We start from the raw sequence: 23,065 nt of genomic DNA, 5'->3' as shown, positions 1-23,065 counted from the left end.
AATGAATTATGAAGTTTTTTATTGATACTGCAAATCTTGAGGACATAAAAAAAGCATATAAACTAGGAGTTTTAGCTGGCGTCACAACGAATCCGTCTTTAGTAGCGAAAGAAGGCATTAAGTTTGAAGACCGTATTGCAGAAATTTGTCAGGCAGTGCCTAAAGTTGAATCTGTTTCGGCAGAAGTAACGCCAGATGCTATTACAGCCGAAGAGATGATCGCTCAAGCAGAAGAACTAATTAAAATTAACGGTGGCGATGAAAAAGTTACAATAAAACTTCCGATGACATTAGCAGGATTAGAAGCTTGTCGCTACCTTACTGAAAAAGGTGTGAAAACGAACGTTACACTAATTTTCACTGTGAACCAAGCTCTTTTAGCTGCTCGAGCAGGTGCCACGTACGTTTCTCCATTTTTAGGTCGTTTAGATGATATTTCTGAAGATGGCGTACTATTAGTTGCTAAAATTGCTGAATTATTCGATGTTCATCTATTAGATACACAAATTATTGCAGCTTCAGTGAGACATCCAGACCATGTAACTCGCGTAGCGATGGCAGGTGCTCACATTGCAACAATTCCTTATAAAGTCATTGAACAACTTGCTATGCACCCATTAACTGATGAAGGTATTGAAAAGTTTGCTGCGGACTGGGCGAAAGCGCCTAAGTTATAATGAAGTGAGGCCTTCAATTTTCAAAATAGCACTATAGTTAGAAAAAGGACCTCCTTATGAGAGTGAAGTTTATGAAAACGTAGCTCTCATAAGGAAGCGTCTTTTTTGTATAAATCTTTTATGTATAGGAATGTTTTGAAAGGGGTTACATGGTGAACTCAAAATATATGATTGGTGTAGATAGTGGGACAACTAGTACAAAAGCAGTTTTGTTTTCGATTGATGGATCTGTTATTGCAAGTCATGGGATTGAATATCCTTTGTATTCTCCTACGCCAGAAACAGCAGAACAAGATCCAGAAGAGATTTTTCAAGCGGTCATACATACGATTAAAGAAACTATACAAACAAGTAATGTGCAGCCAGCTGATATTCTTTGTGTTTCTTTTAGTTCGGCAATGCATAGTGTCATTGCTGTAGACGAAGCAGGGAATCCATTAACGAGATGTATTACTTGGGCAGATAATAGAAGTGCGAGCTGGGCAGAGAAAATAAAGAATGATATGAATGGTCATGAAATTTACCTTCGTACTGGTACACCAATCCATCCTATGTCACCACTTTCGAAATTAGTTTGGCTTAAAAATGAGCATGCTGAGTTATTTGCGAAAAGCTATAAATTCATCTCAATTAAAGAGTATGTTTTCTATAAGTTATTTAAAGAATATGTAATTGATTATTCTATTGCATCAGCGACAGGAATGTTCAATTTGAAATCTTTAAAATGGGATGAAGAAGCTTTGCATGTTGCAGGAATTACAGATGAAAAGCTATCTACAGTTGTTCCCACGACGCACAGTTTAATAGGGATACATGAAGAACTTGCAAGAGAGATGAATGTACTTGTTACGACTCCTTTTATAGTCGGTGCGAGTGATGGAGTTCTATCGAATTTAGGCGTAAATGCAATAGAACCTGGAGTAGTTGCTATTACAATTGGTACGAGCGGTGCGGTGCGAGTTGTCACAAATCAGCCTGTAACGGATCCGAAGGGTAGGACTTTTTGTTACGCGTTAACTGAGGACCTTTGGGTAATTGGTGGACCGGTGAATAATGGCGGTATGATTTTTAGGTGGGTTCGTGACCAGTTATGTGCGTTAGAAGTTGAGCAAGGGAAGCGCTTAGGACAAGATCCTTATGAATTGCTTACGGAAATAGCAGCAAAAGTGAGTCCTGGATCTGACGGTTTATTGTTTCATCCGTATTTAGCAGGAGAAAGAGCTCCTATATGGAATGCGAATGCACGGGGATCTTTCTTCGGACTTGGTCTACATCATAAGAAAGAGCATCTTATCCGTGCGGTTTTGGAAGGAATTATTTATAACTTGTATACCGTTCTCCTTGCTTTAAAAGAGCTAATTGGTGAAACGAAAAAATTCAAGCAACAGGTGGCTTTGCAAGGTCGGAACTTTGGAGACAGATGATGGCGGATATTTTTCCTCAAGACGTATACGTTCCCGAAAGTTTCGAAAGCTCTTGTCTAGGAGCAGCTATCCTCGGTTTATATAGTCTAGGTGAAATAGATACATTATGCGTAGTATCTGAAATGGTAGGTGCCAACTTTTATCATGAGCCAAATATGGAAAGTGTGGAAAAATATAAAGATTTGACACCGATCTATATTCGTCTATCCCGTCAATTGGAAGAAGAATATGAAAGTATTGCAGCGTATCAAAAAAAGTGGGTTTAAAGGTAATTTAGTAGGAAAATATGGTAACGTATAAAGAGGTACTCCGATTTTTTTAGGATACTCTTTCAACATAAAATATTTTAAGTAATATGGTGAACGAAAAATATAGGGAGAGAGGGTTATGAAAATGAAGGAAAACAAAGAGTTTATTGGATATGTTGGAACGTACACGAAAGAAAATAGTGAAGGAATATATAAGTTTACTTTAGATACGGAAGCAAAGAAAATTAGTAATGTAACACTTGCGGCTAAGCTGGATAACCCTACATATGTAACGATTAGCAAAAATAATGAATATCTCTATTCTGTTGTTAAGGAAGGCGAATCTGGTGGTGTAGCTGCTTATTCGATTCATAGTCATACTGGAGAGCTAACGGAACAAAACAGACAAGTAGTAGAAGGGGCTTCTCCTTGTCATATTAGTGTTGATAGTGGAAATCGTACGGTAGTTACAGCGAATTACCATAAAGGAACGATTGAGTCTTTTGTAGTTAATGAAGAAGATGGAACTGTAAATCCTGCCACATCTATTATTACGCACGAAGGTTCAGGTCCGAACAAAGAAAGACAAGAGAAACCACATGCACATTACGCGGGATATACTCCTGATGAAAAATATGTGGTAGGTGTTGATTTAGGGATTGATAAAATACTTACGTATGAAATAAAAGATAGTAAGTTAAAAGAAGTAAATAGCTTGTCTGTAAAACCAGGAAGTGGTCCGAGACATATTGCTTTTCACCCAAACGGAAAGCATGCTTATGTGATGACTGAACTTAGCTCGGAAGTTATTGCATTATCATATAATCCGGAAGAAGGGTCCTTTACAGAGTTGCAGTATATTTCTACCGTTCCGAAAGAATTTGATGACAATAGTCAAGGAAGTGCGATTCATATTTCTTCTGACGGCCACTTTGTATATGCAGGTAATCGCGGTCATAATAGTATCGCTGTATTCAGTGTGGATCAAAATTCAGGTGAGCTTACATTTGTTGCACATACATCTACAGAAGGAAATTGGCCGAGGGATTTCGTATTAGATCCGACTGAAAAGTTTCTTATTGCTACAAATGAAAAGTCACATAACCTTGTACTATTTTCAAGAAATGAAACGACAGGGGAGTTAACATTGTTACAATCTGATGTTGTTGTACCAGAGCCTGTTTGTGTGAAGTTTTTGAATGTTTAATTTGAGTTGAGGTTCAATGCATATAGCGGTGTCGGTATTTGTCGGTAAGTCGATATTCCTTGTCGAAACGTCGATATATTTGAAAAATCGTTGATACAATTTCAAATCCTCAAAAACAGAGAAAAGCAAAGCGATATCGCTTTGCTTTTTACTGTTTTTTCTTAGGTCTACGTACTAATTCGCCACCGCAGTTTGGGCAAACGTTTTGTCTTTCTTCTGTACATGGTGCACAAAATGTACATTCATACACGCAAATGTAAGCTTCAGAGTTTGGTTCGAGAGATTGATCGCAAATTTGACAGTTTGTTTTCATTTCGAGTGCCATAGTAAGTCTCCTTTTAGTTTGAAAATTTATAATTTAATTATAATTGATTAGGAAGAAACTGTCTTTTTCAATTGAAAGGAAATCGAATGATAAAGTTATGATTTGAAATGAAAGAAGCTCATTTATTTTTTAATTGATTATTTAATAAGGTTGGAATATTATGAAATAGTCAAAAGACAACAGGGGGTATACATTTTGACTAATCATAACGATCATTTAAAAGCAAACTGCGAAAAATGCTTCGGTTTATGTTGCGTAGCATTACCGTTCGCAGCATCGGTAGATTTTGCGGTGAATAAAGATGGCGGGAAGCCATGTACTAACTTACAATCAGATTTTAAATGTAGCATACATAAAAATCTTAGAGGAGAAGGTTATAAAGGTTGTACAGTATTTGAGTGCTTTGGTGCTGGGCAGAAGATTTCGCAAGTTACATTTAACGGGATTGATTGGCGGGAAGATGCTAAGCATGCGAAAAAAATGTACGATGCTTTTCCAGTTATGCATCAGCTGCATGAAATGCTTTGGTATTTGAATGAGGCGATTCTTTTACAGGCGACGCAACCAATTCATAAAGAACTAAGTAAAGCGATTGAAGAGACGGAGTGCCTTTCAAATTTAAATGCGGACGAGTTAATGAAAGTAAATATTCCATTACACCGTGCAGAAGTAAATGTGTTACTTTTAGAAACGAGTGAGCTAGTTTGGAAGGAAATGAATGTCGCGCGCAAGAAACGAGTGAGTCACCGCGGGGCAGACCTTATGGGAGCAAATTTGAAAAAGAAAGATTTGCAAGGAGCGAATTTAAGAGGGGCTTACTTAATTGCGGCTAACTTAAATGGAGCAAATTTAAGAGGAGCAGATCTTATCGGAGCAGATTTGCGAGATGCAGATATTCGCGGGGCTGATTTTACAAATAGTATTTTTCTGACGCAAGTTCAAATTAATGCAGCAAAAGGGGACAAACATACGAAATTGCCGAAAATGTTGTCCCGTCCATCGCATTGGAGTGCGTAAAGAATGTGGAACAGGCAGAGACTAAGAATCTCTGCCTGTTTTTCATTTCTTTTCAAAAGTAGTAATAAAAACACTACATACAATAAGAATACCACCAATAAAAAAGTTACTATTTAATGTCTCATTTAAGAGCAGCCAACCAAGCAACGATCCGACGATAGGTTGGAAGAAGAAAAATAACGATCCGATGCTAGCATCTATTAATTCTAATCCTTTATTCCAAAGGAAAAAGGCACCTGCTGTTGAGACGATTCCTAGGTATAATACGCCTAACATTACGTACGTATTTACTGCTTCGATAGAGGTTGATTGTAGTTCCCATATCATAAAAGGTGTAATGAAAAAGAGTGAAAAGAATATGGCGTACGTTGTAATCATTAAAGATGAAAATCGAACTGAAGCAATCTTCACATAAATGGATAGTAAAGCCCATGTAATTGCGGCCCCGACTAATATGATTGTACCGATAAAATAGGAGCCAATTTCAATATCCCATCCAATGACGATAATGACACCGATTGTCGCTATGATAGTAGATAGAAGTCTACGAGCGGTTAGCTTTTCTTTTAAAATGATCGCTGCAAATATAACCATAAATGCAGGTGTAGCTGATGTGACTAAAGAGCCAGTATGAGCGTCGGATAATTTTGTTCCGATAAATTGACAAGTAATCGAAATAAAATAGCCGATAAATCCAATCCAGGCGAATAATAGCCAATCTTTTTTACGAATGGTTACTTTTTTCTTTTGCTTTTTCTCAGCTGTTTTCAAAATGAAATATAAAACAACGAAAGCAATGATAAAGCGTAGCCAAACGAGTATCAGTGGTGGGATAAAGTCGAGTACATATTTGCTAACAACATACATACCGCCCCATATACTTGCTGCTAGTGATAAACATATAGCTCCTAAAATTGTTTGTTTCATGTAAAGTACCTCCGTCTATTTTTAGGGTTTTATGAGTTCCCTAAGACGAGGCATAGTGTTATGTGTTATATGAATGCCCGCCTTAGTTTATAGACGGCCTACAGGTTGATCGTTTTCGAATGAAGTGTTGTAGTACATGAGTGCATTCCTCCTTCATATTTTATAAAGATATTATAACTTAATTTTCAGTTTATTGGGATGTTTCTTTAGAAAATGGTGTTTGTCTAAGAAAGCATAGTATATGGTAGAAAAACATATTTTTAAAATAAAAGAAACCAATGACATAACTGATAAGTATAGTAAGAGTAGGATGAAAAAGTAGATTAATAGAGAAAGAGGAGGAGATTGTTATAACTACAACCGTTATTTCTCATTTTTATAACGAAGAGTATTTATTACCGTGGTGGCTTGCTCATCATACGAAATTGTTTGATCATGGCATTTTAATTAATAAAGGTTCAACAGATCGTTCGGTTGAGATTTGTAAAAAATTCGCACCGCATTGGGAAGTGCGAGATTCTGTAAATCCAGAGTTTGATGCATATGCGACAGATCATGAAGTAATGAGGGTAGAACAAGAAGTACAAGGATGGAAAATGATTTTAAATACGACCGAGTTTCTTTGTGTGCAAGATAAAAATCAGTTTTGGAAATCACTCAATGAATTGGGAGGGAGGATGTATTGGCTGGAAGGGCTTATTATGGTTGATGATCCTAACTACAATTATCCGGACCTTAACTTTGGAATACCGTTAATGAAACAACGATTTCACGGTTATTTACCAGAAGATTGGCCGTTATGGAGAAGAGGTAGATTTATTCATAATCATGAACATGGAAGTTATACGGTTGGAAGACATTTATCTGCACATGAATCTATGATTTATCCGCCACTTGCGTGTATTGCATGGTTTGGTTTCAGCCCTTGGAACGATGCGATGAGAAAGAGGAAATTACAAATTGGTCCGACTCTTTCTGAAGCTAGTAAGCATGGGGGAATGGGTACGCACCATATTATCACGCCAGAAAAATTAGAGGAATGGTATAAAGATTTAGCAAGAGGGACAAAGGATTTACGTTTTAGTGATGCATATCGTTATGTTTTTTTATAAATGATTCCCACCATGAAATTGTTTCTTCAATTCCTGTATTTAAATCATATGTTGGTTTCCAGTTTACTTCATTTTTTAAACGCTCTACATGAACGCCGACGAATAAAGGTTCATCTTTAGAGAAAGGAATCGCACCTAATTTAATTAAATGTTCTTTTCCTATCTTTTTAGCAATGATAGACGCCAATTCTTTAATTTGTACAGATTGACCAGAAGCGATATTGATTGTGCCAGTAACGCCGTGTTCTAATATTGTTACGAGAGCATCAGCGACGTCGCCCACATGGAGGAAATCTCTTGATTGTTTTCCATGTGTACATAGTGCTTCCTCATTTTTTAATAAGGAAGTGATAATGTTAGAAACGAGCCGATTCCCTTGTTCGTGAGGGCCATACATATGAAAAATGCGGCCCCAACACATGCTGAGGCCTGTTTGCTCAGCGTATGATTGTAGCCAAGAGTGTAGTGCGTTTTTACATAATGAATACGGTGTTTTATAAGAAAGAAGCGGTGAATCTTCAAATAGTACGCCGTTAAACCATTCATATTCTGCGCCAGTACCGGCAACGATGACTCGTTTTCCGCCGCATGTTGTGAAGTGTTGAATTAATGAGATGCTAGATGTAAGCCAATAGTAATTATTAATAGATACATAACAAGCTGGCGGCACTGCTTCCCAAGCTAAATGAATGAGGTGACTAGGCTTCATGTCGTAAATGAGTTTTTTTACTTCTTCATCACAAAGTAAGTTTACTTTATGCCAGTGGCAAGGGATGTGAGAAGGCTTATTTGTATTGTAAGTGGCGTGCACCTCATAGCCCTTTTGTATAAGAGAATTTACAACATATTTACCAATCCATCCACTACCGCCTGTTACAAGAATTTTTTTCATGGCTCAATTACCTCAACTTCTGGAATGGTTACTAAAAATTTGCCGCCCCATTCACGAATGAAAGAGCATTCTTTCATAATTTCATCTTTCAAATTCCAAGGGAGTATGAGAATGTAATCAGGTTTTGTACGCTTAATTTCTTCTGGAGATTTTATTGGAATGCGTGTTCCTGGCAATAAGAGATTTTGTTTGTGAGGGTTTTTATCTACTGTATAAGCTAAAAATTCTTTTCCTATTCCGCAATAATTTAAAAGGGTGTTTCCTTTAGCTGGCGCACCGTAACCGATAATTTGTTTGTTTAAAGTTTTTGCTTCGATAAAAAACTGTAAAATATTTATTTTCAATTGCTCGATGCGTTTAGAGAAAAGGAGATAGCAATCTAATGTATTTAGCACGTGATCTACTTCTTTTTCGATTAATTTTGTAACACTAGGATGGATAGTGGATGTGTCACTATGATGTTTTACAAAAATACGTAAGGAACCACCGTGGGTTGCAAGCTCTTCTACATCGACAATTTGTAAATGATGATGAGCTAAAACTTTTTGAAGACTTATAAGTGAGAAATAGGAGAAGTGCTCATGGTAGATCGTATCAAACTGTTTAAAGGATATGAGATTTAATAAGTGCGGGAATTCAATTGTTATTGTGCCATCTTGTTTTAATAACGTTTTTAAACCGGCAACAAAATCATGTAAGTTCGGAACGTGTGCTAATACGTTATTTGCGATGATTAAATCTGCTTGCGGTAATTTTTTTGCTAAGTCATTGCTGAAAAAATTTACTTCAGTAGGAATCCCTTTTTGGATAGCGATTTCTGCTACATTTTTTGCTGGTTCAATTCCTAACGTTTCGATATGTTCTTTTTGAAAGTATTGTAATAAGTACCCGTCGTTACTTGCGATTTCAACCACCTTTGAATGTTTCTTTAAGTGGAAGCGCTTAATCGCCATTTCTACATATTTTTTAGCATGCAGTAGCCAGCTTGATGAGTAAGAGCTAAAGTATAAATAGTCATGAAAAATATTGTGCGGAGATTCAAATTCATCTAATTGTACAAGTAAACAAGAGTGACAAACAAATGTGTGCAGCGGATAAAATGGTTCCATTTTATATGAGTTTTCTGGAGCGACAAATGAGTTTGCGAGAGGGGAAACACCTAAATCTAAAAAAGTGTTTGTGAGTAATGAGTGGCAAAAACGGCATTTTTTCTGGTCCATTTTGTAGCCCCCTTATAAATTTTTGAATGCATCGATTTGTTGCCGCGTGAAAGATTCTATATTTTCACCGAATGCATATTTTTTGTACCAATCAACAGTCCAAGTGATAGAATGATCTGTTGATAACTTAGGTGTCCAACCGAGTTTATTTACTGCCTTTGTACTGTCGAGTGTTAAAATAGGTGATTCATAAGGAGTGTTTGTAGGAGGTGAAAGGGTTGTTAATGGTTTATTCCATAATTTTATTATAGATTGAATGACGTCATGAACTGTTCGGTTAGGTTCGTTCAGCGGACCGAAATTCCACGCTTCTGCATATGCAGCGTCTGTCCAAAGTTTTTCAGCTAAAAGGATATAGCCATGTAAAGGATCTAATACGTGTTGCCACGGGCGAATAGCGTTTTTGTTTCTAATAGTTAATGTACCATCTTGTAAATATGCACGAATGACATCTGGGAATAATCGGTCTTCTGCCCAATCACCACCGCCGATGACGTTACCTGCTCTTACTGAGGCGAGTTTCTGTGTATTAGTGCGGAAGAATGATTTTTGATAGGATGTTGCCACTAGTTCAGCGCAAGCCTTACTAGCGCTATAAGGGTCGAAACCTCCTAGCCGGTCACTTTCCACAAATGCTTGGTTACCGCTCCCGTCATTTTCATAACATTTATCACTTGTAACATTAATGATGCCACGTATACTGTCTATATGTTTTGCCGCCTCTAATACGTGAACGGTGCCTAAAACATTCGTTTTAAATGTTTCGATAGGATTTTTATATGAAGTGGTGACGATTGGCTGGGCTGCTAAATGAAATAGTATATCAGGGGTATGTTGCTTTAGGGCATGGAATAAAGAATCGTAATCTGTAATGTCGCCATGAATTGATGTGCACTCATTTGCTACATTACCTTGTTCAAAAAGGTTTGGGATAGATGGAGGTTGAGAAGAATAGCCGATTACTTCTGCGCCTAAAGAAGTTAAAAAAAGGGTGAGCCATGAGCCTTTAAAGCCAGTATGTCCTGTAATAAATACTTTTTTCTTATTCCAAAAAGATGATGAAGCCATATTACCAAACCTTCCACGGAGCATTGTTACTTTCCCAAAGCTCGACTAATTTATTTTTATCGCGCAATGTATCCATCGGATGCCAAAAACCAGTATGTTGATATGCGGCTAGTTCATTTTTGTTTACTAACTGAACTAAAGTGTCTGTTTCAAAAACAGATTTATCTCCGCTAATGTAATTGAAAACATCAGGGTTTAAAACGAAAAATCCACCGTTAACCCATCCACCATCTCCGAGTGGCTTCTCTTGAAAGGATGTGACAGACTGTTTATCTAATATGAGAGAACCGAATCTACCAGGAGGTTGTACGGCTGTAACAGTCGCCATTTTTCCATGTTTTTTGTGAAATGCAATGAGTTCTTTTATATTTACATTACTTAATCCATCGCCATAAGTGAGACAGAAAGGTTCGTCTCCAACAAAATTTTGAATCTTTTTCACTCGTCCTCCTGTTTCGGTATTTACACCAGTATCGATTAGTGTAACTTTCCACGGTTCTACACGATGAGAATGGCTAGTAATTGTATTGTCCTTTAAATGTATCGTGAAATCTGACATGTGTAGGTTGTAATTTAGAAAGAACTCTTTAATTGCATATCCTTTATACCCTAAGCAAATAATAAACTCTGTAATGCCGTAATGGCTATACAAACTCATAATGTGCCATAAAATAGGCTTTGTTCCAATTTCAATCATAGGTTTCGGTTTTAAATGTGTTTCTTCCCCAATCCTTGTCCCATATCCACCAGCAAGAATAACAGCTTTCATTTTTTCCTCCTAAAATAAAAAATATAATATATACAGTATTCATATTGTATGCAAATGGTTTTCGTTTTGACTAAGTGCATAAAAATATGTGGAGCATGATAGGATGAGAAATATTAAGGTTTGAATTTAGGGAATAATTGTTGATACTCAGGGTGATTACGTAGATCCTGTGTTGAATTAGTTAACATTAAAAATAGAGCTTCGAGTTCTTCAGAGGACCGACCATATTGTTTTTGAAGTCCCAATCGAACGCCCTTTTTTGAGAGGGTGGGTGTAATTTGTAATTTTCTTGCCTTTGTATGTTCGTTCCAAGGGCTAAAATAAAATTTAAAAATGAATGAAGGGGAGTTATAAACGATAGGTTGGTGCCGCGTAAAATGTCTGCCTGGTAAATATGCGCCATCAAGATGGTTGTGTATAAATCTCCAGGCGCAGCCGATTTCTGGTTTATAAGGAAAGAGCCCGTGATATCGTTGTTCTACTAAAGGAATGGAATATCTTAGTTTTGAATAATTGTAATCATGCTTATCAATCATGACAATCATTCTAATCGCATACATATTTTGGCCTAACGTATGAAGTGATGAGAAAAATTCTTCTACATTATTACAACAAAGAAATTCTGTAGTATTTAATACCATTTTCCAACCTGAAACTTCTCTTTCAATTTCCATTACTTCAATGTCAGTATTAGTGGGATCGAATTCAAGGAATCTTGAATCTCGTACTTCCCAGTGGGGAGCAAATAATTTGCAAATTTCAACTGAACGATCTGTAGAACCTCTATTAATTAAAATACCGTGATCGAATATTTTTGTGTGGTGCATAAGCCACCATGGAAGTAGGTATTCTTCATTATAAAAATGAGAAATGAGTGTCTTTCTCATGTTAATCATCTCCTATACAAGCAATCATTATTAGTAGGATATGTTTTTAAATAAGAAAGGTTAAAAGGTACAGACAATGTAGTGATTAAGTAATAGTTTAGTAATTATATTGTATAAGAGTAGATTACTTGTATGGAATAATAGGGTGAATCTTGGGGGTTTGTGTAAATTATGAACGATAAACCATCACGTTTGACTGTACAGTTTATGTATTGTATGATGTTAGTAATATAAACAAGGGGGGAAGATCGTTGGGAAGGTGTATCGAATCGGACAGTTGGCTCTCATGGCTCACGTGTCGAAACGAACGATTGATTATTATACGAATCTAGGAATCTTAAAAGCGGAGCGATCTCAATCTAATTATCGCTATTACGACGAAACAGCATTTGAGACATTACAATTTATTGAGAAGTGCAAAGAAATGCATATGCCGCTTTGTGAGATTAAAGAGAAAATCGAGGAGAAGAAGAAGCTGCTCGGTATCAATGAACACGTTTCGAAACAAGTGAATGAAGTGACAGACCATATTCATCGATTAGAAGCAGAGTTAACGGAGTTAAAGCCGCTTTTAGATGGATTGACTGATTCACAACGTGAAAAAATATCGAAATCTTTATCATGTCAAACGACAGCTTTAATACAGACACTTGCTCTATTATTATAGAAAAAGTGAAATCCGACCTCTTTAATTTTTGTATCGGGCTATGTTTTCTAAGAAACAAATAAGAAAACATTATAGTATACAGGAGGTGGACACCTTAGTTTTTTAAACTAAGGGGATTCATTGGAAATATTTAATTTAGTCATGGTTGCGATTTTAATCGCATTTACTGGATTTTTCGTAGCAGCAGAGTTTGCGATTGTAAAAGTACGTTCAAGTCGTATTGATCAGCTTGTTGCGGAAGGGAAACGCGGTGCTTTAGCAGCGAAAAAAGTAACAACAAATTTAGATGAATATTTATCTGCTTGTCAATTAGGTATTACAGTTACAGCTATGGGATTAGGTTGGTTAGGTGAACCGACAATCGAAAAGTTATTACATCCTTTATTTGAGAAATGGAACTTAAATCCTTCTATTTCATCAGTATTAACATTTGGTCTTGCTTTTATGATTATGACGTATTTACACGTTGTAGTCGGGGAGTTAGCTCCGAAGACGATGGCAATTCAAAAGGCTGAAAGGGTAACGTTATTATTGGCAGGTCCATTAATGATGTTCTATAAAGTGATGTATCCATTTATTTGGGTATTGAACGGTTCAGCGCGTGTTGTAACTGGCTTATTCGGTTTAAAACCAGCTTCAGAACATGAAGTAGCTCATACAGAAGAAGAATTACGCCTTATCCTTTCAGATAGCTATGAAAGCGGCGAAATTAATCAGGCTGAATACAAGTATGTAAATAACATTTTTGAATTTGATAATCGTATTGCAAAAGAGATTATGGTACCGCGAACAGAAATCGTTGGTTTCTACCTGGAAGATTCAGTAGAAGAACACATGAAAGTAATCCAAAATGAGAGATACACACGTTATCCGATTTTTGGAGAAGATAAAGATGATATTATCGGTATGGTCAATGTAAAAGATTTCTTTATTCGATATATGACCGAGGATCAAAAAGATTTATCATCAATTCGCTCGTATATGCGTCCGATTATTGAAGTGATGGAAACGACTCCAATTCACGATTTATTACTTCAAATGCAGAAGAAGCGAATTCCGATGGCTGTTTTATATGATGAGTACGGAGGAACAGCTGGAATTGTAACGCTTGAGGACATCTTGGAGGAAATCGTCGGCGAAATTCGTGACGAATATGATGAAGATGAAGCACCACCAATTCAACATGTGAACGAGCAACATATCATTGTTGATGGAAAAGTGCTTATCTCAGAAGTGAAAGATTTATTTGGATTACACATTGAAGAAGATGATGTGGATACAATCGGTGGATGGATCATGATGCAAAATCATGAAATTGAAGAAGGACAACATGTTGAGGCGGAAGGTTATGAATTTAAAGTGTTAGAAAAAGACGCTTACCAAATTAAACGTGTTGAAATCCGTAAGATGGAAGAGGAACAAGAAGAAGAGAAAGCAGCAACTGTGTAAGTTGCTGCTTTTCTTCTAAAGTATAAAAAATGCAAAATTAGGAGCGGATATTTTGATTCAAACAGCCTTACGTGTATATCGATTACAATTGTATGTGATCTTTAGTGGTTTACTACTTATGTGGACGATTACTCCGTTTGGAAAACAAGTAACAGGATTTGGTATCGGATTAGCTGTAAGTGCATATTGTCTTTGGTTATTAGCTCGCAGAGTGGAGAAACTAGGGAAAAGTATCGTAATGAAAGAAAAAGCTCCTGGATTAGGAGTTTTAAACCGATTTGCAGCTGCCATTTTAGGAGCTATCATCATGTATGAAATTGAACATGAAATGGAAATGTGGGCATTTGGTACAGGTATTTTAGGTGGTCACTTTTTAATGATTGCGAATTTAGCCTATGCAAATATGCAGTTAGTGAAAGAAGAAGAGAAGCAAAGAGAACATGCTTCGAAAAACATAGAGCTATGATGAAAGGGGCCTAATGGGGGTTCCTTTTTTAGTTTAGCGATAATATAAAAGGAATCAAATTAACGACAAATATAATACGCTTCTTTTTTGTGTTTTTCAATAGTATGAAAAATAATATGAAAAAATTTAAAAACCCATCGATTTCTAAAGGTTATGTATGTTATCATGACAAAAGACTTTTTGAAAGAGGTGGATACCAATGTTACAAGCGTTACTTATTTTTGTGCTTCAAATTATTTACGTTCCCATTTTAACAATCCGTACGATTTTGCTTGTAAAGAATCAAACAAGATCCGCTGCTGCTGTTGGATTGTTAGAAGGAGCTATTTACATTGTCAGTTTAGGTATTGTGTTTCAAGATTTATCAAATTGGATGAACATCGTTGCCTATGTCATTGGCTTTAGTGCGGGACTATTATTAGGTGGTTATATAGAGAATAAATTAGCAATTGGTTATATTACGTATCAAGTTAGTTTACTAGACCGTTGTAATGAATTAGTAGATGAATTACGTCACTCTGGATTTGGCGTTACAGTATTTGAAGGTGAAGGTATTAATTCAATCCGTTATCGCTTAGATATCGTTGCAAAGCGTTCTAGAGAAAAAGAACTGTTAGAAATTATTAATGAAATTGCACCGAAAGCGTTTATGTCTTCTTATGAAATTCGTTCATTTAAAGGCGGATATTTAACGAAGGCGATGAAGAAGAGAGCGTTAATGAAGAAGAAAGATGAACATGCATCGTAAAAAAGGGGAGTCGAGCTGCATTAAAAGTGCAGTATAAACCCATATGTAAAAAAGAGGAATCTATTTGATGTAGATTCCTCTCTTTTTTATGAAAAAAATTCATCTGTTCATTAAAAAACTAAATCGTATAATTATTTTTTCTACTCATTCTCAAATTAATGATTAGCCATATAACTTGAAAGAATACAGGTATGATAAACGCGATTAATAAAACGATAAGTGATATGGATTTAATTTCGGGTGTTTGGATAACACCAGCGCCATCAACGTCGCGTAACCAAATAATAGTGGCCCATATTCCAAAAATGATAATCCAAAATATGTTACCAATCCACCAAGAAATCCATCGTCTTTTCATGTTAACACCCCTTACATTTCTTCTCTGTTAAAAGTATATTTTCGTTCGTTACATTTATAATGAAATATCTATTAAATTAATTCTTTTTAACTGTATATCTAACTTGTTTAAACGTTACCATTTCTCCATCTTTATCATCATCTTCATTCTGTAAAAGTTGAACTCGTGGTTTGTAGTCTGTCCTATGAGCGTCCTCGATACCTGTAATATCAAGCTTGTAGGATTCACCATTCTTTATTTTTTGTTCAAATACCTTTGTATTGGCAACATAAATAAAAGTTACTTTATTTTCATCAATACCTTCAGTCTTAATTTCTAATTCGTTATCTTTTGTTGTAATCGTCGGTGTTAATAATTCAATACTGCCATTTCCGGTTTCTAAAGAATTTTCTGCTATAGTTGAACATCCAGAAAATATGATTGGGGTGAATAGAAGTATAGCTAATTTCTGTTTCATAACATCCTCCGATTTCAAGTGATTTTTGATTTTGGCATTGCTAGGCTTGTAGTGTTTTATGTAATTAGCTAGCACTCTTTTTAATTGTACCATAATATGTAAAGTGAAACAGGCTGTATATCCAATTTAAGGGAGATTGAAAGTTTACTTATTGCCGTAAATTAGTATTTTTACAGTAGGTATATATCTTCTTTAGGAAATCCTTTTTCATATTTAAAATATGTAGTGAAATAAAACCAATAAGTCCTATTCCACCGAAAATAAGCCATGGTGTATACATCCCGCTTAGGTTGGATGTAAAAGATGTACCGGTATAATTACCGATAGTAAAACCAAATGCGAGTGATAGTTGATAAAATCCGAAGTAAGTAGCTGTATAGGATTCGTTACTGTAATTTGCAATAGCGATATCAGCGTTAGGTAAAACGAGTGTTTCACCAATTGTAAATACAATTACACAAATAAATAGCCAATACGGGTGTTGAAATAAAGGAATGAGTAAAAAGGAAATACTCATTAATAAAACACCGTATTTAATAATTGAAAGTGTGTTGTATTTATGAAATAGTTTTTGGAATAACACCATAAATATGACGCCTGTTATTGCATTTATCGTAATAACGAGTGTAGCAAACTGATTGCTATTACTAATGTTTTTCATATGAAGTGGAAGTGCCACAGTAAGCTGAGTAAACATAATATAGAAGAAAATCATGATACATGAAAACAGAAGAAAAGACTTGTTTTGTAAGATAGCCTGTATACCTAATGCGATAGACGTGTTATCAGTAGTGACTTGGAAGTGATTTTTAAGTAAGTAAAAGATAAAAGCGAATAACAGCATAAGACATCCTGTTAGAGAAAAAGCATAGATTGGATCGAGTAAGAGTAAGAACCCTCCGGCAATTGGTCCAATTATTGCGCCGCAATTAAAACTAAGGTTTAAATATGTAAATAAATTTTTTCTTGTATGAGCTGGTTGTGAGCCGAATATGGCGCGCGCAGCAGGTTCATAAAATGCAGTTCCGAAGCCGATAAGTGCAGAAGAAATAGAAATGGTATAGAAATCAGAGCATATTCCTAAAGCGATAAATCCAATTCCTCTTAAAGATAATCCGGCTATCATCATAATGATATAGCCTATTTTGTCAGCGATTAATCCTGAGAATAGAGGGACAACTCGTGATGTGATTGTCATAACCGTCAACACTGTTCCTACTTGGACAGCAGAAAAATGAAGAAAGGTTAATAGATAAATAGCTAAAAATGCATATACCGCAAAATACCCAAAAGACATAAAAAATGAAGAAATAAGCATGAAACGTATCGGTATTGAGAAACTTTTCATAGAACTCCTCCTAATATTGTAACCAGTAAAACAATTTGATGGTTAACTATTTTATATTATAATTATACATAAAGTCAGAAAAAAGTAAATTTTAAGAAGAAGGTGGATGAAATTGAATCAAAATGCACCAAATGAACTAGAATATATTCGAGAATTTTTAAATACATGGAAAATACCAAACGATACGAGAGAGCCAATTGATATGCTGCAAACAGAAGAGGATATAAAGCTTTTTATGAAAGGATATTTTCATGAAGAGCTTCCATTTCATACGATAGAGGAATTAAAAAGTTTTCGAGAAGATATTCGGATGACAATTGAGGGCGAAGGATCATTGCGAAAGTGGTTAGAGAAATATCCATTTCATGTACATGTAAAGGAAGATATGAAAGGTATTACATATGAGCCTGTGTACAAAGAAAATATATATACAAAAGTGTTAAGCATTGTTTTAATAGCAGTTCAAGAAAATTTGTGGGGGAGGTTAAAAGCATGCCCGGATTGTCGCTGGGTATTTTACGATCATTCGCGAAATGGAAGTAAAAGATGGTGCGGTATGTACGCTGGAGAAGAAGGCGGAAGAGCGTGCGGTACGATTGCGAAAGTGAAAAATTACCGGGCGAAGAGAAAAGGAAGATCAGGTTATAATGTGTAATTTAAATTAGGGGAAGAAAATAGGATGGGGGAATGTAGAACATGAAGGATACACAAATGTTAGCCTTAAATAAAAAGTGTTGGGATACAGTTGCACCATATTTCTTTCAAGTAGATTGTTTACCGAAATATGGTCCGTATACAGCGTCTGAAGACGAGGTTCATTTGTTCAATTCAATTAGAAATAAAAAGGTTCTTGATATTGGATGTGGAAGTGGGCATTCGTTGCAATATATGGCAGAGCATGGGGCGGAAGAGTTATGGGGGCTTGATCTTTCCAGTGAACAAATTAAAACAGCGAATGAAACGTTAAAGAGTTGGAATCCAAAGTTAATATGCGGAGCAATGGAAGAGGAATCGGATATTCCGAAAGGGTATTTTGATATTGTGTACTCGATTTATGCATTAGGTTGGACTTCGGATTTAGGGAAAACGTTAGAACTGATTTATTCATATGTAAAGCCAGGAGGAAGTTTTATTTTTAGCTGGGAGCACCCAGTATATTCAAATTTACAGTATGGTACAGAAGAAATTGCTTTCAAGTCTTCTTACCATGAGGAAACGCCTATTACATTTGAAACATTTAAAGGAGAGAATGTACAAGCGACATTATATAAGAGAAAAATAAGTACATACATAAATGAGTTAAATAGAGCTGGATTTACAATTGAGAGAATAGAAGAGCCTGAACCATCAAGCTCGTTTGATGGAGAACGAGCTGAGCCGTCTACGAAATATTATTCTTTATATAAAGCTAGAATGGTGCCGACTACTTTTATTATTAAGGCGAGAAAATGAAAAATACAGCGTACACTTTTTTCAGTGTACGCTGTATTTTTTAAAGGTCAGTACTTATCTTTTCGGCTGGAAAATATGTTGAAAGAAGTATTTGTGATGTAAATTATCGACAACTTTATTTGCTTGATATGTGCGGTGTTGTTCGAGTCGAAGTCTTTGCTCCATCATTTTTATTGCGTGATCAGATAAACGTAACATTTTACAGTTCTCCTTTTCTATAAATATAGGTGACTATTTGGTATCGATCCCATATTTATAATTAAGGAGGCAAAATGTGTAACATAGGCAAAAAGCACCTTCCTCTCCCATTACGCTTACGAGGTTAGCTGTCGGACTCGGGAAGTGAGAGTTTCCCTACTTAAATAAGATTCGCCCCAAGTAGCATGGCTACAAAAATGGTTCCCCCGCTCCAAAATTTGGACTCAGCAAAAGGTTTTATAAAGTAAAAGATAACATAAATAAAATAATAAGTCAAATTATTTGTTGTTTTCTGATTTTTTAAGTGAGGTTAAAATCACTCCATCAGGTAATATGATATCCTTTACTTCAATAAATCCATGTTTTTTATATAAAGATAGAGCGGGGGTATTTTCTTTCCCTGTTTGTACAATATATGTTTTAGAAGGGGAGAACATGTCAAATACATATAGTAGTAGTTTTGTTGCAATCCCTTTATGAAAATGATCAGGGGATACTACTAAACGATGAATATCAACTTCCTCTTCATCTACTTTAAAAGAAATAAACCCAGCAAGTGTATCTTCATAAAAATAGCCGTAAAACATTTCATCACAGGATTGTATATCAGCTACAGTATCATAAAGACGAGGGATAGCCGTACTATTTATATATTTTGCTTCAATTTCATAAGCGGGTATTTGAATGTTTAAAATAGAAGTAGCGGTGTTGTGAGAAGTTGTTATTAATTTTTGAATCATAGGGTAAAACCTCCTTGTAGACTTTATTTTCATAGATTTGACAAGATTTTTCTTTTTTGGATATAATAATTATAATAGTTACATAAAAATTTAGTATGAAAAAGAAACACACCATAATAGAAATGGAGGACTAAAAATGGGATGGATTATCACATTAATAGTTGGTGCTATTATAGGTGCAATTGCAGGTTCTATAACGGGTAAAAATTTTCCGGGTGGTATGTTTGGAAATATTATCGCAGGTTTATTAGGTGCTTCGTTAGGTAGTAAACTATTTGGATCTTTTGGGCCATCATTTGGTGGGATTCATGTTGTGCCGGCATTATTAGGTGCAATCGTGTTAATTCTTATTGTATCATTTGTAGTGAAAGCTGCAAAGAAATAGAGATATAGATTATGACGAAAAGCCCTGAATAAGGGCTTTTCATCTTTCGAAGAGGTGGTTTCGTTGGAGAAATTAAATATAAGAAAAAGAGATAAGTTGAAAAAGTTTTTTAGAGAACACAATTATTTAGCAGTGCTACTTGGGTTTGCACTATTGTTTATTAATATTTTATTACTAACAAAAATATCATTTGTTTTTACACCGTTTATCGTCTTTTTAAAGACAATTTTCTTCCCCGTATTATTAGCGGGTGTACTATTTTATATTTTGCATCCATTCGTTTCGCTTCTCGAAAAGAAAGGTGTATCAAGAATTGTATCGATAGCTTCTATATATATAATAGTAATAGGATTATTTGTATTTTTAGTCTTGACGGTTATTCCTATTATTAAAGATCAAATTGATGCATTAATAGATAACTTACCGTATTTCGGTCATGAAATTGAGAGAGCAGCACGTAGATTTGGAGAAAGTAATTTACTAGGAAAAATTCAGGAGAATTTAAATATTGATGTAGCGAGTATGGTAAAAGACTACACAGTTGATTTTACGAAGTCGTTATCATCAGTAACTGGAAATGTAACTGGATTTTTAAGTACTATTACAGAGGTCGTTTTAACATTTGTAATGGTTCCATTTATATTGTTCTACCTTTTAAAAGATGGTGAGCAATTACCGAATCACTTTTTAAAGTTTATTTCAGAACAAAGACAGCCAGCAGCGATGAGAATACTAGATGATATGCATTATGCGATTAGCTCGTATATTAGAGGGCAAATTATCGTTAGCTTGTTTATCGGAATTATGCTATTAATTGGTTACCTTATTATTGGTATTAAATATGCGGTACTGCTTGCAATTTTAGCGATGATTGTAAATATCGTTCCGTACGTAGGACCGATCATTGCAATTACACCAGCATTAATTATCGCATTTATTGACTCGCCAGCAATGGTGTTAAAAGTAATTATCGTTATGATGGTTGTGCAATTAGCAGAAGGTAAATTTATTTCTCCGCAAGTCATGGGAAAAAAGTTAGATATTCATCCAATTACAATCATTTTTATCATTTTAACTGCTGGAAACTTATTTGGTATTATGGGGATTATTTTAGCGATTCCAGGGTATGCGATATTAAAAGTGTTAGTAACGCATAGTTATAGATTTGTTAAGTTGAATACGTAGGAAAAAGAGCTAAAACAGATAATACTGTTTTAGCTCTTTTTCATTTATACTCTTGTTATAGTAAATAAATTTATCTTATGCGTAGGCTTTTAATTCAACAATAGGTAGATTGCTTTCCTTTAGTTTGTAATCAAAAATTAAATCATCCATTCGGAAATTAGCATCCACTTCAAGAGAAATGAAAGTACCTCCGATTTCTACTTGATTTCCGTTTTCATTTTCAAAAGTGAGTGCACCGTCAAATGTTTCTATGTATTCATCGCAAGTGTATACATATATAGCGACAGGTGTGAAATGTATAATGACCCCTAAAGTATCATCTTGCGTTTTATCATCGTTATTAAACGTATCAATTTTTCCGTCATTCTTTTTAGTAAACCAACCCATAACATCACCTCGTTTTTGTATTGCAAATCGATTCTATATATATTGATTATATATCGTTCGTAATAAATTGGTAATCAATATTGTTAAAACTTAACAAAAAAAGAAAATTCAGTTTTAGATAAAAGAGAAATGTGATAAACTGTAAAAAATAACGAAAAGCAATGAAAGAGAAGAGTACATATTCAAAACTTTTTAGAGAGCTGATGTGTGGTGGGAATCAGTAAGGGATGAATATGGAATGGGCTCTGGAGCTTCTAGCTGAAATGAGTAGGCAAAGACGGTTACTTCACGTTAAGAGGTTGAAGTGAGCTATGAATGATAGCTAATTAAGGTGGTACCACGGGAGTCTCTCGTCCTTTTTAAGGATGAGAGGCTCTTTTTATTTTTGGAAAGGAGGAGTTAGGGTGAGCGAAAAAATAATGTTAACAGGAATTAAGCCGACAGGTTACCCGCATTTAGGAAATTATATTGGGGCGATTAAACCTGCATTACAAATGTCAAAGAGTAATGAAGGGAAAGCATTATACTTTATAGCTGATTATCATGCGTTAAATGCTGTACATGATCCAGAGAAGTTCAGTAATTATACGAAAGAGGTAGCAGCTACTTGGTTATCACTCGGACTTGGAGAAGATGTTATTTTCTACAGGCAAACAGAAGTGCCGGAGATTTTAGAACTAGCTTGGATATTAGCTTGCCTAACTCCGAAAGGGCTTATGAACCGTGCCCATGCGTATAAAGCGAAGGTGGAGCAAAATAAAGAAGTAGGTTTAGAGTTAGATGCCGGAGTGAATATGGGGTTATATACGTATCCGATTTTAATGGCTGCTGATATATTATTATTCCAAGCAACTCATGTACCCGTTGGAAAAGATCAAATTCAGCATATTGAAATTGCGCGTGATATTGCGACGTATTTCAATCATACATTCGACACGACATTTACACTTCCGCAGTATGTCATACAAGAAGAGGATGCCATTTTACCTGGTCTTGATGGAAGGAAGATGAGTAAAAGTTACGGAAATGTGATTCCATTATTTGCAGAACAAGAAAAACTACGAAAGCTAATATTTAAAATTAAAACAGACTCCTCACTTCCGAATGAACAGAAAGAATTAGAAACGTTATTTACGATATATAAAGAATTTGCGACGGAAGATGAAATACTGTTGATGCGTGAAAAGTATGAAACTGGCATTGGATGGGGCGATGTGAAAAAAGAGTTGTTTCGCGTTGTGGACCGTGAATTAGCTGGACCTCGTGAGAAATATGAGATGTATATGAATGAGCCGAATTTATTATACGAAGCATTGGGAAGAGGTGCTGAACGGGCAAGAGAAATCGCGAAGGTAAATTTAGCGGAAATTAAAAAACGGATTGGATTTGAGAGGGAACGTTAAGCGTTCCCTTGTTTTTTTATAAAAAAACCGAACGAAATTTTAATTTGTT

Annotated in this window: 26 protein-coding genes, 1 pseudogene, 1 riboswitch and 1 other annotated feature; of the genes and pseudogenes, 14 read left to right on the top strand and 13 right to left on the bottom strand. The window is 35.5% G+C overall.

Annotated elements, in window-relative coordinates:
• The first annotated feature begins 8 nt into the window (after positions 1-8).
• The 3 genes and pseudogenes from fsa (at position 9) to AC3WVA_RS23415 (ending at position 3,556) form a co-directional block, all read left to right on the top strand.
• Entirely contained in the window at positions 9-677 is a 669-nt protein-coding gene (fsa, locus tag AC3WVA_RS23425) for a fructose-6-phosphate aldolase (protein WP_098881535.1), read from the top strand.
• Between the two features lie 149 nt (positions 678-826).
• Positions 827-2,367: pseudogene (gene gntK, locus AC3WVA_RS23420) on the top strand (gluconokinase).
• A 121-nt stretch (positions 2,368-2,488) separates the two neighbouring features.
• Positions 2,489-3,556, top strand: a complete 1,068-nt coding sequence (locus AC3WVA_RS23415; protein WP_195756793.1) for a lactonase family protein — start codon at positions 2,489-2,491, stop codon at positions 3,554-3,556.
• A 148-nt stretch (positions 3,557-3,704) separates the two neighbouring features.
• Here AC3WVA_RS23415 and AC3WVA_RS23410 read toward each other — a convergent pair whose 3' ends face one another.
• Positions 3,705-3,881, bottom strand: a complete 177-nt coding sequence (locus AC3WVA_RS23410) for a DUF1272 domain-containing protein (RefSeq protein WP_048525140.1) — start codon at positions 3,879-3,881, stop codon at positions 3,705-3,707.
• A gap of 195 nt (positions 3,882-4,076) precedes the next feature.
• Between AC3WVA_RS23410 and AC3WVA_RS23405 the strand changes: the two genes are divergently transcribed.
• Positions 4,077-4,898 (top strand): pentapeptide repeat-containing protein, encoded by an 822-nt coding sequence (locus AC3WVA_RS23405; protein WP_098521458.1) that lies wholly within the window; start codon positions 4,077-4,079, stop codon positions 4,896-4,898.
• Between the two features lie 42 nt (positions 4,899-4,940).
• On the opposite strand, the gene AC3WVA_RS23400 is transcribed toward AC3WVA_RS23405, so the two are convergent.
• Positions 4,941-5,825, bottom strand: coding sequence for a DMT family transporter (locus tag AC3WVA_RS23400; protein WP_098881533.1), 885 nt, complete (start codon positions 5,823-5,825; stop codon positions 4,941-4,943).
• Positions 5,826-6,151: 326 nt separating this feature from the next.
• Here AC3WVA_RS23400 and AC3WVA_RS23395 point away from each other — a divergent pair, with 326 nt between their 5' ends.
• Positions 6,152-6,937: a glycosyltransferase family 2 protein gene (locus tag AC3WVA_RS23395; RefSeq protein ID WP_052788997.1), complete on the top strand. Its 786-nt coding sequence runs from the start codon at positions 6,152-6,154 to the stop codon at positions 6,935-6,937.
• Here AC3WVA_RS23395 and AC3WVA_RS23390 read toward each other — a convergent pair.
• The 5 genes from AC3WVA_RS23390 to AC3WVA_RS23370 form a co-directional block, all read right to left on the bottom strand.
• Positions 6,906-7,829 (bottom strand): NAD-dependent epimerase/dehydratase family protein, encoded by a 924-nt coding sequence (locus AC3WVA_RS23390; RefSeq protein ID WP_141539686.1) that lies wholly within the window; start codon positions 7,827-7,829, stop codon positions 6,906-6,908. The two genes, AC3WVA_RS23395 and AC3WVA_RS23390, sit on opposite strands and share 32 nt — an antisense overlap.
• On the bottom strand, positions 7,826-9,049 hold the full coding sequence (locus AC3WVA_RS23385; protein WP_492322200.1) for a methyltransferase domain-containing protein: 1,224 nt from the start codon (positions 9,047-9,049) through the stop codon (positions 7,826-7,828). The genes AC3WVA_RS23390 and AC3WVA_RS23385 overlap by 4 nt, the downstream gene beginning before the upstream one ends.
• Positions 9,050-9,061: 12 nt before the next feature.
• Complete coding sequence (gene rfbG / locus AC3WVA_RS23380; protein ID WP_098521461.1) at positions 9,062-10,117, bottom strand: CDP-glucose 4,6-dehydratase; 1,056 nt, start codon at positions 10,115-10,117, stop codon at positions 9,062-9,064.
• Between the two features lies 1 nt (position 10,118).
• Positions 10,119-10,886: a glucose-1-phosphate cytidylyltransferase gene (gene rfbF / locus AC3WVA_RS23375; RefSeq protein WP_088081913.1), complete on the bottom strand. Its 768-nt coding sequence runs from the start codon at positions 10,884-10,886 to the stop codon at positions 10,119-10,121.
• Between the two features lie 113 nt (positions 10,887-10,999).
• Complete coding sequence (locus AC3WVA_RS23370; protein WP_048525148.1) at positions 11,000-11,773, bottom strand: glycosyltransferase family 2 protein; 774 nt, start codon at positions 11,771-11,773, stop codon at positions 11,000-11,002.
• Positions 11,774-12,059: 286 nt separating this feature from the next.
• On the opposite strand from AC3WVA_RS23370, the gene AC3WVA_RS23365 reads away from it, so the two are divergent.
• The 4 genes from AC3WVA_RS23365 to AC3WVA_RS23350 all read left to right on the top strand — a co-directional run bounded on the left by AC3WVA_RS23365 (position 12,060) and on the right by AC3WVA_RS23350 (position 15,103).
• The gene (locus AC3WVA_RS23365; RefSeq protein WP_002044232.1) at positions 12,060-12,440 is read left to right on the top strand and encodes a MerR family transcriptional regulator; all 381 of its coding nucleotides are present in this window, start codon (positions 12,060-12,062) and stop codon (positions 12,438-12,440) included.
• A 120-nt stretch (positions 12,441-12,560) separates the two neighbouring features.
• Positions 12,561-13,889, top strand: a complete 1,329-nt coding sequence (locus tag AC3WVA_RS23360) for a hemolysin family protein (protein WP_046198393.1) — start codon at positions 12,561-12,563, stop codon at positions 13,887-13,889.
• Positions 13,890-13,941: 52 nt separating this feature from the next.
• Positions 13,942-14,355 (top strand): ATP synthase subunit I, encoded by a 414-nt coding sequence (locus tag AC3WVA_RS23355; protein ID WP_098345528.1) that lies wholly within the window; start codon positions 13,942-13,944, stop codon positions 14,353-14,355.
• A 199-nt stretch (positions 14,356-14,554) separates the two neighbouring features.
• Complete coding sequence (locus AC3WVA_RS23350; RefSeq protein ID WP_000938433.1) at positions 14,555-15,103, top strand: DUF2179 domain-containing protein; 549 nt, start codon at positions 14,555-14,557, stop codon at positions 15,101-15,103.
• Positions 15,104-15,221: 118 nt separating this feature from the next.
• Here AC3WVA_RS23350 and AC3WVA_RS23345 read toward each other — a convergent pair whose 3' ends face one another.
• The 3 genes from AC3WVA_RS23345 to AC3WVA_RS23335 all read right to left on the bottom strand — a co-directional run bounded on the left by AC3WVA_RS23345 (position 15,222) and on the right by AC3WVA_RS23335 (position 17,266).
• On the bottom strand, positions 15,222-15,461 hold the full coding sequence (locus AC3WVA_RS23345; RefSeq protein ID WP_048525150.1) for a DUF3923 family protein: 240 nt from the start codon (positions 15,459-15,461) through the stop codon (positions 15,222-15,224).
• A gap of 76 nt (positions 15,462-15,537) precedes the next feature.
• Entirely contained in the window at positions 15,538-15,918 is a 381-nt protein-coding gene (locus AC3WVA_RS23340; RefSeq protein ID WP_141539687.1) for a hypothetical protein, read from the bottom strand.
• Positions 15,919-16,066: 148 nt separating this feature from the next.
• Positions 16,067-17,266 (bottom strand): MDR family MFS transporter, encoded by a 1,200-nt coding sequence (locus AC3WVA_RS23335; RefSeq protein WP_098345529.1) that lies wholly within the window; start codon positions 17,264-17,266, stop codon positions 16,067-16,069.
• A gap of 112 nt (positions 17,267-17,378) precedes the next feature.
• Here AC3WVA_RS23335 and AC3WVA_RS23330 point away from each other — a divergent pair, with 112 nt between their 5' ends.
• Both AC3WVA_RS23330 and AC3WVA_RS23325 read left to right on the top strand, forming a co-directional pair.
• On the top strand, positions 17,379-17,921 hold the full coding sequence (locus AC3WVA_RS23330; RefSeq protein WP_142320983.1) for a CGNR zinc finger domain-containing protein: 543 nt from the start codon (positions 17,379-17,381) through the stop codon (positions 17,919-17,921).
• Positions 17,922-17,962: 41 nt separating this feature from the next.
• A complete protein-coding gene (locus AC3WVA_RS23325) occupies positions 17,963-18,718 on the top strand; it encodes a class I SAM-dependent methyltransferase (RefSeq protein WP_098881532.1) in 756 nt (251 codons plus the stop codon).
• 54 nt (positions 18,719-18,772) lie between these two features.
• Here the strand turns inward: AC3WVA_RS23325 and AC3WVA_RS23320 are convergent, their stop codons facing one another.
• Both AC3WVA_RS23320 and AC3WVA_RS23315 read right to left on the bottom strand, forming a co-directional pair.
• Positions 18,773-18,916, bottom strand: coding sequence for a hypothetical protein (locus tag AC3WVA_RS23320; protein ID WP_000945246.1), 144 nt, complete (start codon positions 18,914-18,916; stop codon positions 18,773-18,775).
• A gap of 97 nt (positions 18,917-19,013) precedes the next feature.
• Positions 19,014-19,156: riboswitch (cyclic di-AMP (ydaO/yuaA leader) on the bottom strand.
• 38 nt (positions 19,157-19,194) lie between these two features.
• Entirely contained in the window at positions 19,195-19,656 is a 462-nt protein-coding gene (locus AC3WVA_RS23315) for a GNAT family N-acetyltransferase (protein WP_098881531.1), read from the bottom strand.
• Positions 19,657-19,792: 136 nt separating this feature from the next.
• Here AC3WVA_RS23315 and AC3WVA_RS23310 point away from each other — a divergent pair, with 136 nt between their 5' ends.
• Positions 19,793-20,041 (top strand): GlsB/YeaQ/YmgE family stress response membrane protein, encoded by a 249-nt coding sequence (locus tag AC3WVA_RS23310; RefSeq protein ID WP_098521465.1) that lies wholly within the window; start codon positions 19,793-19,795, stop codon positions 20,039-20,041.
• A 63-nt stretch (positions 20,042-20,104) separates the two neighbouring features.
• Positions 20,105-21,226 (top strand): AI-2E family transporter, encoded by a 1,122-nt coding sequence (locus tag AC3WVA_RS23305; protein ID WP_141539689.1) that lies wholly within the window; start codon positions 20,105-20,107, stop codon positions 21,224-21,226.
• Between the two features lie 75 nt (positions 21,227-21,301).
• Here AC3WVA_RS23305 and AC3WVA_RS23300 read toward each other — a convergent pair whose 3' ends face one another.
• A complete protein-coding gene (locus tag AC3WVA_RS23300; RefSeq protein ID WP_071758714.1) occupies positions 21,302-21,613 on the bottom strand; it encodes a hypothetical protein in 312 nt (103 codons plus the stop codon).
• A gap of 152 nt (positions 21,614-21,765) precedes the next feature.
• Positions 21,766-21,974 (top strand) — a binding site (T-box leader).
• Between the two features lie 43 nt (positions 21,975-22,017).
• On the opposite strand from AC3WVA_RS23300, the gene AC3WVA_RS23295 reads away from it, so the two are divergent.
• The gene (locus tag AC3WVA_RS23295) at positions 22,018-23,016 is read left to right on the top strand and encodes a tryptophan--tRNA ligase (protein ID WP_098521466.1); all 999 of its coding nucleotides are present in this window, start codon (positions 22,018-22,020) and stop codon (positions 23,014-23,016) included.
• Positions 23,017-23,065: the final 49 nt, after the last annotated feature.

Source organism: Bacillus sp. EB106-04-02-XG92 (genome assembly GCF_058791995.1).
The sequence above is the reverse complement of the archived record's forward strand: the minus strand, read 5'-3'. Positions and strand labels throughout refer to the sequence as shown.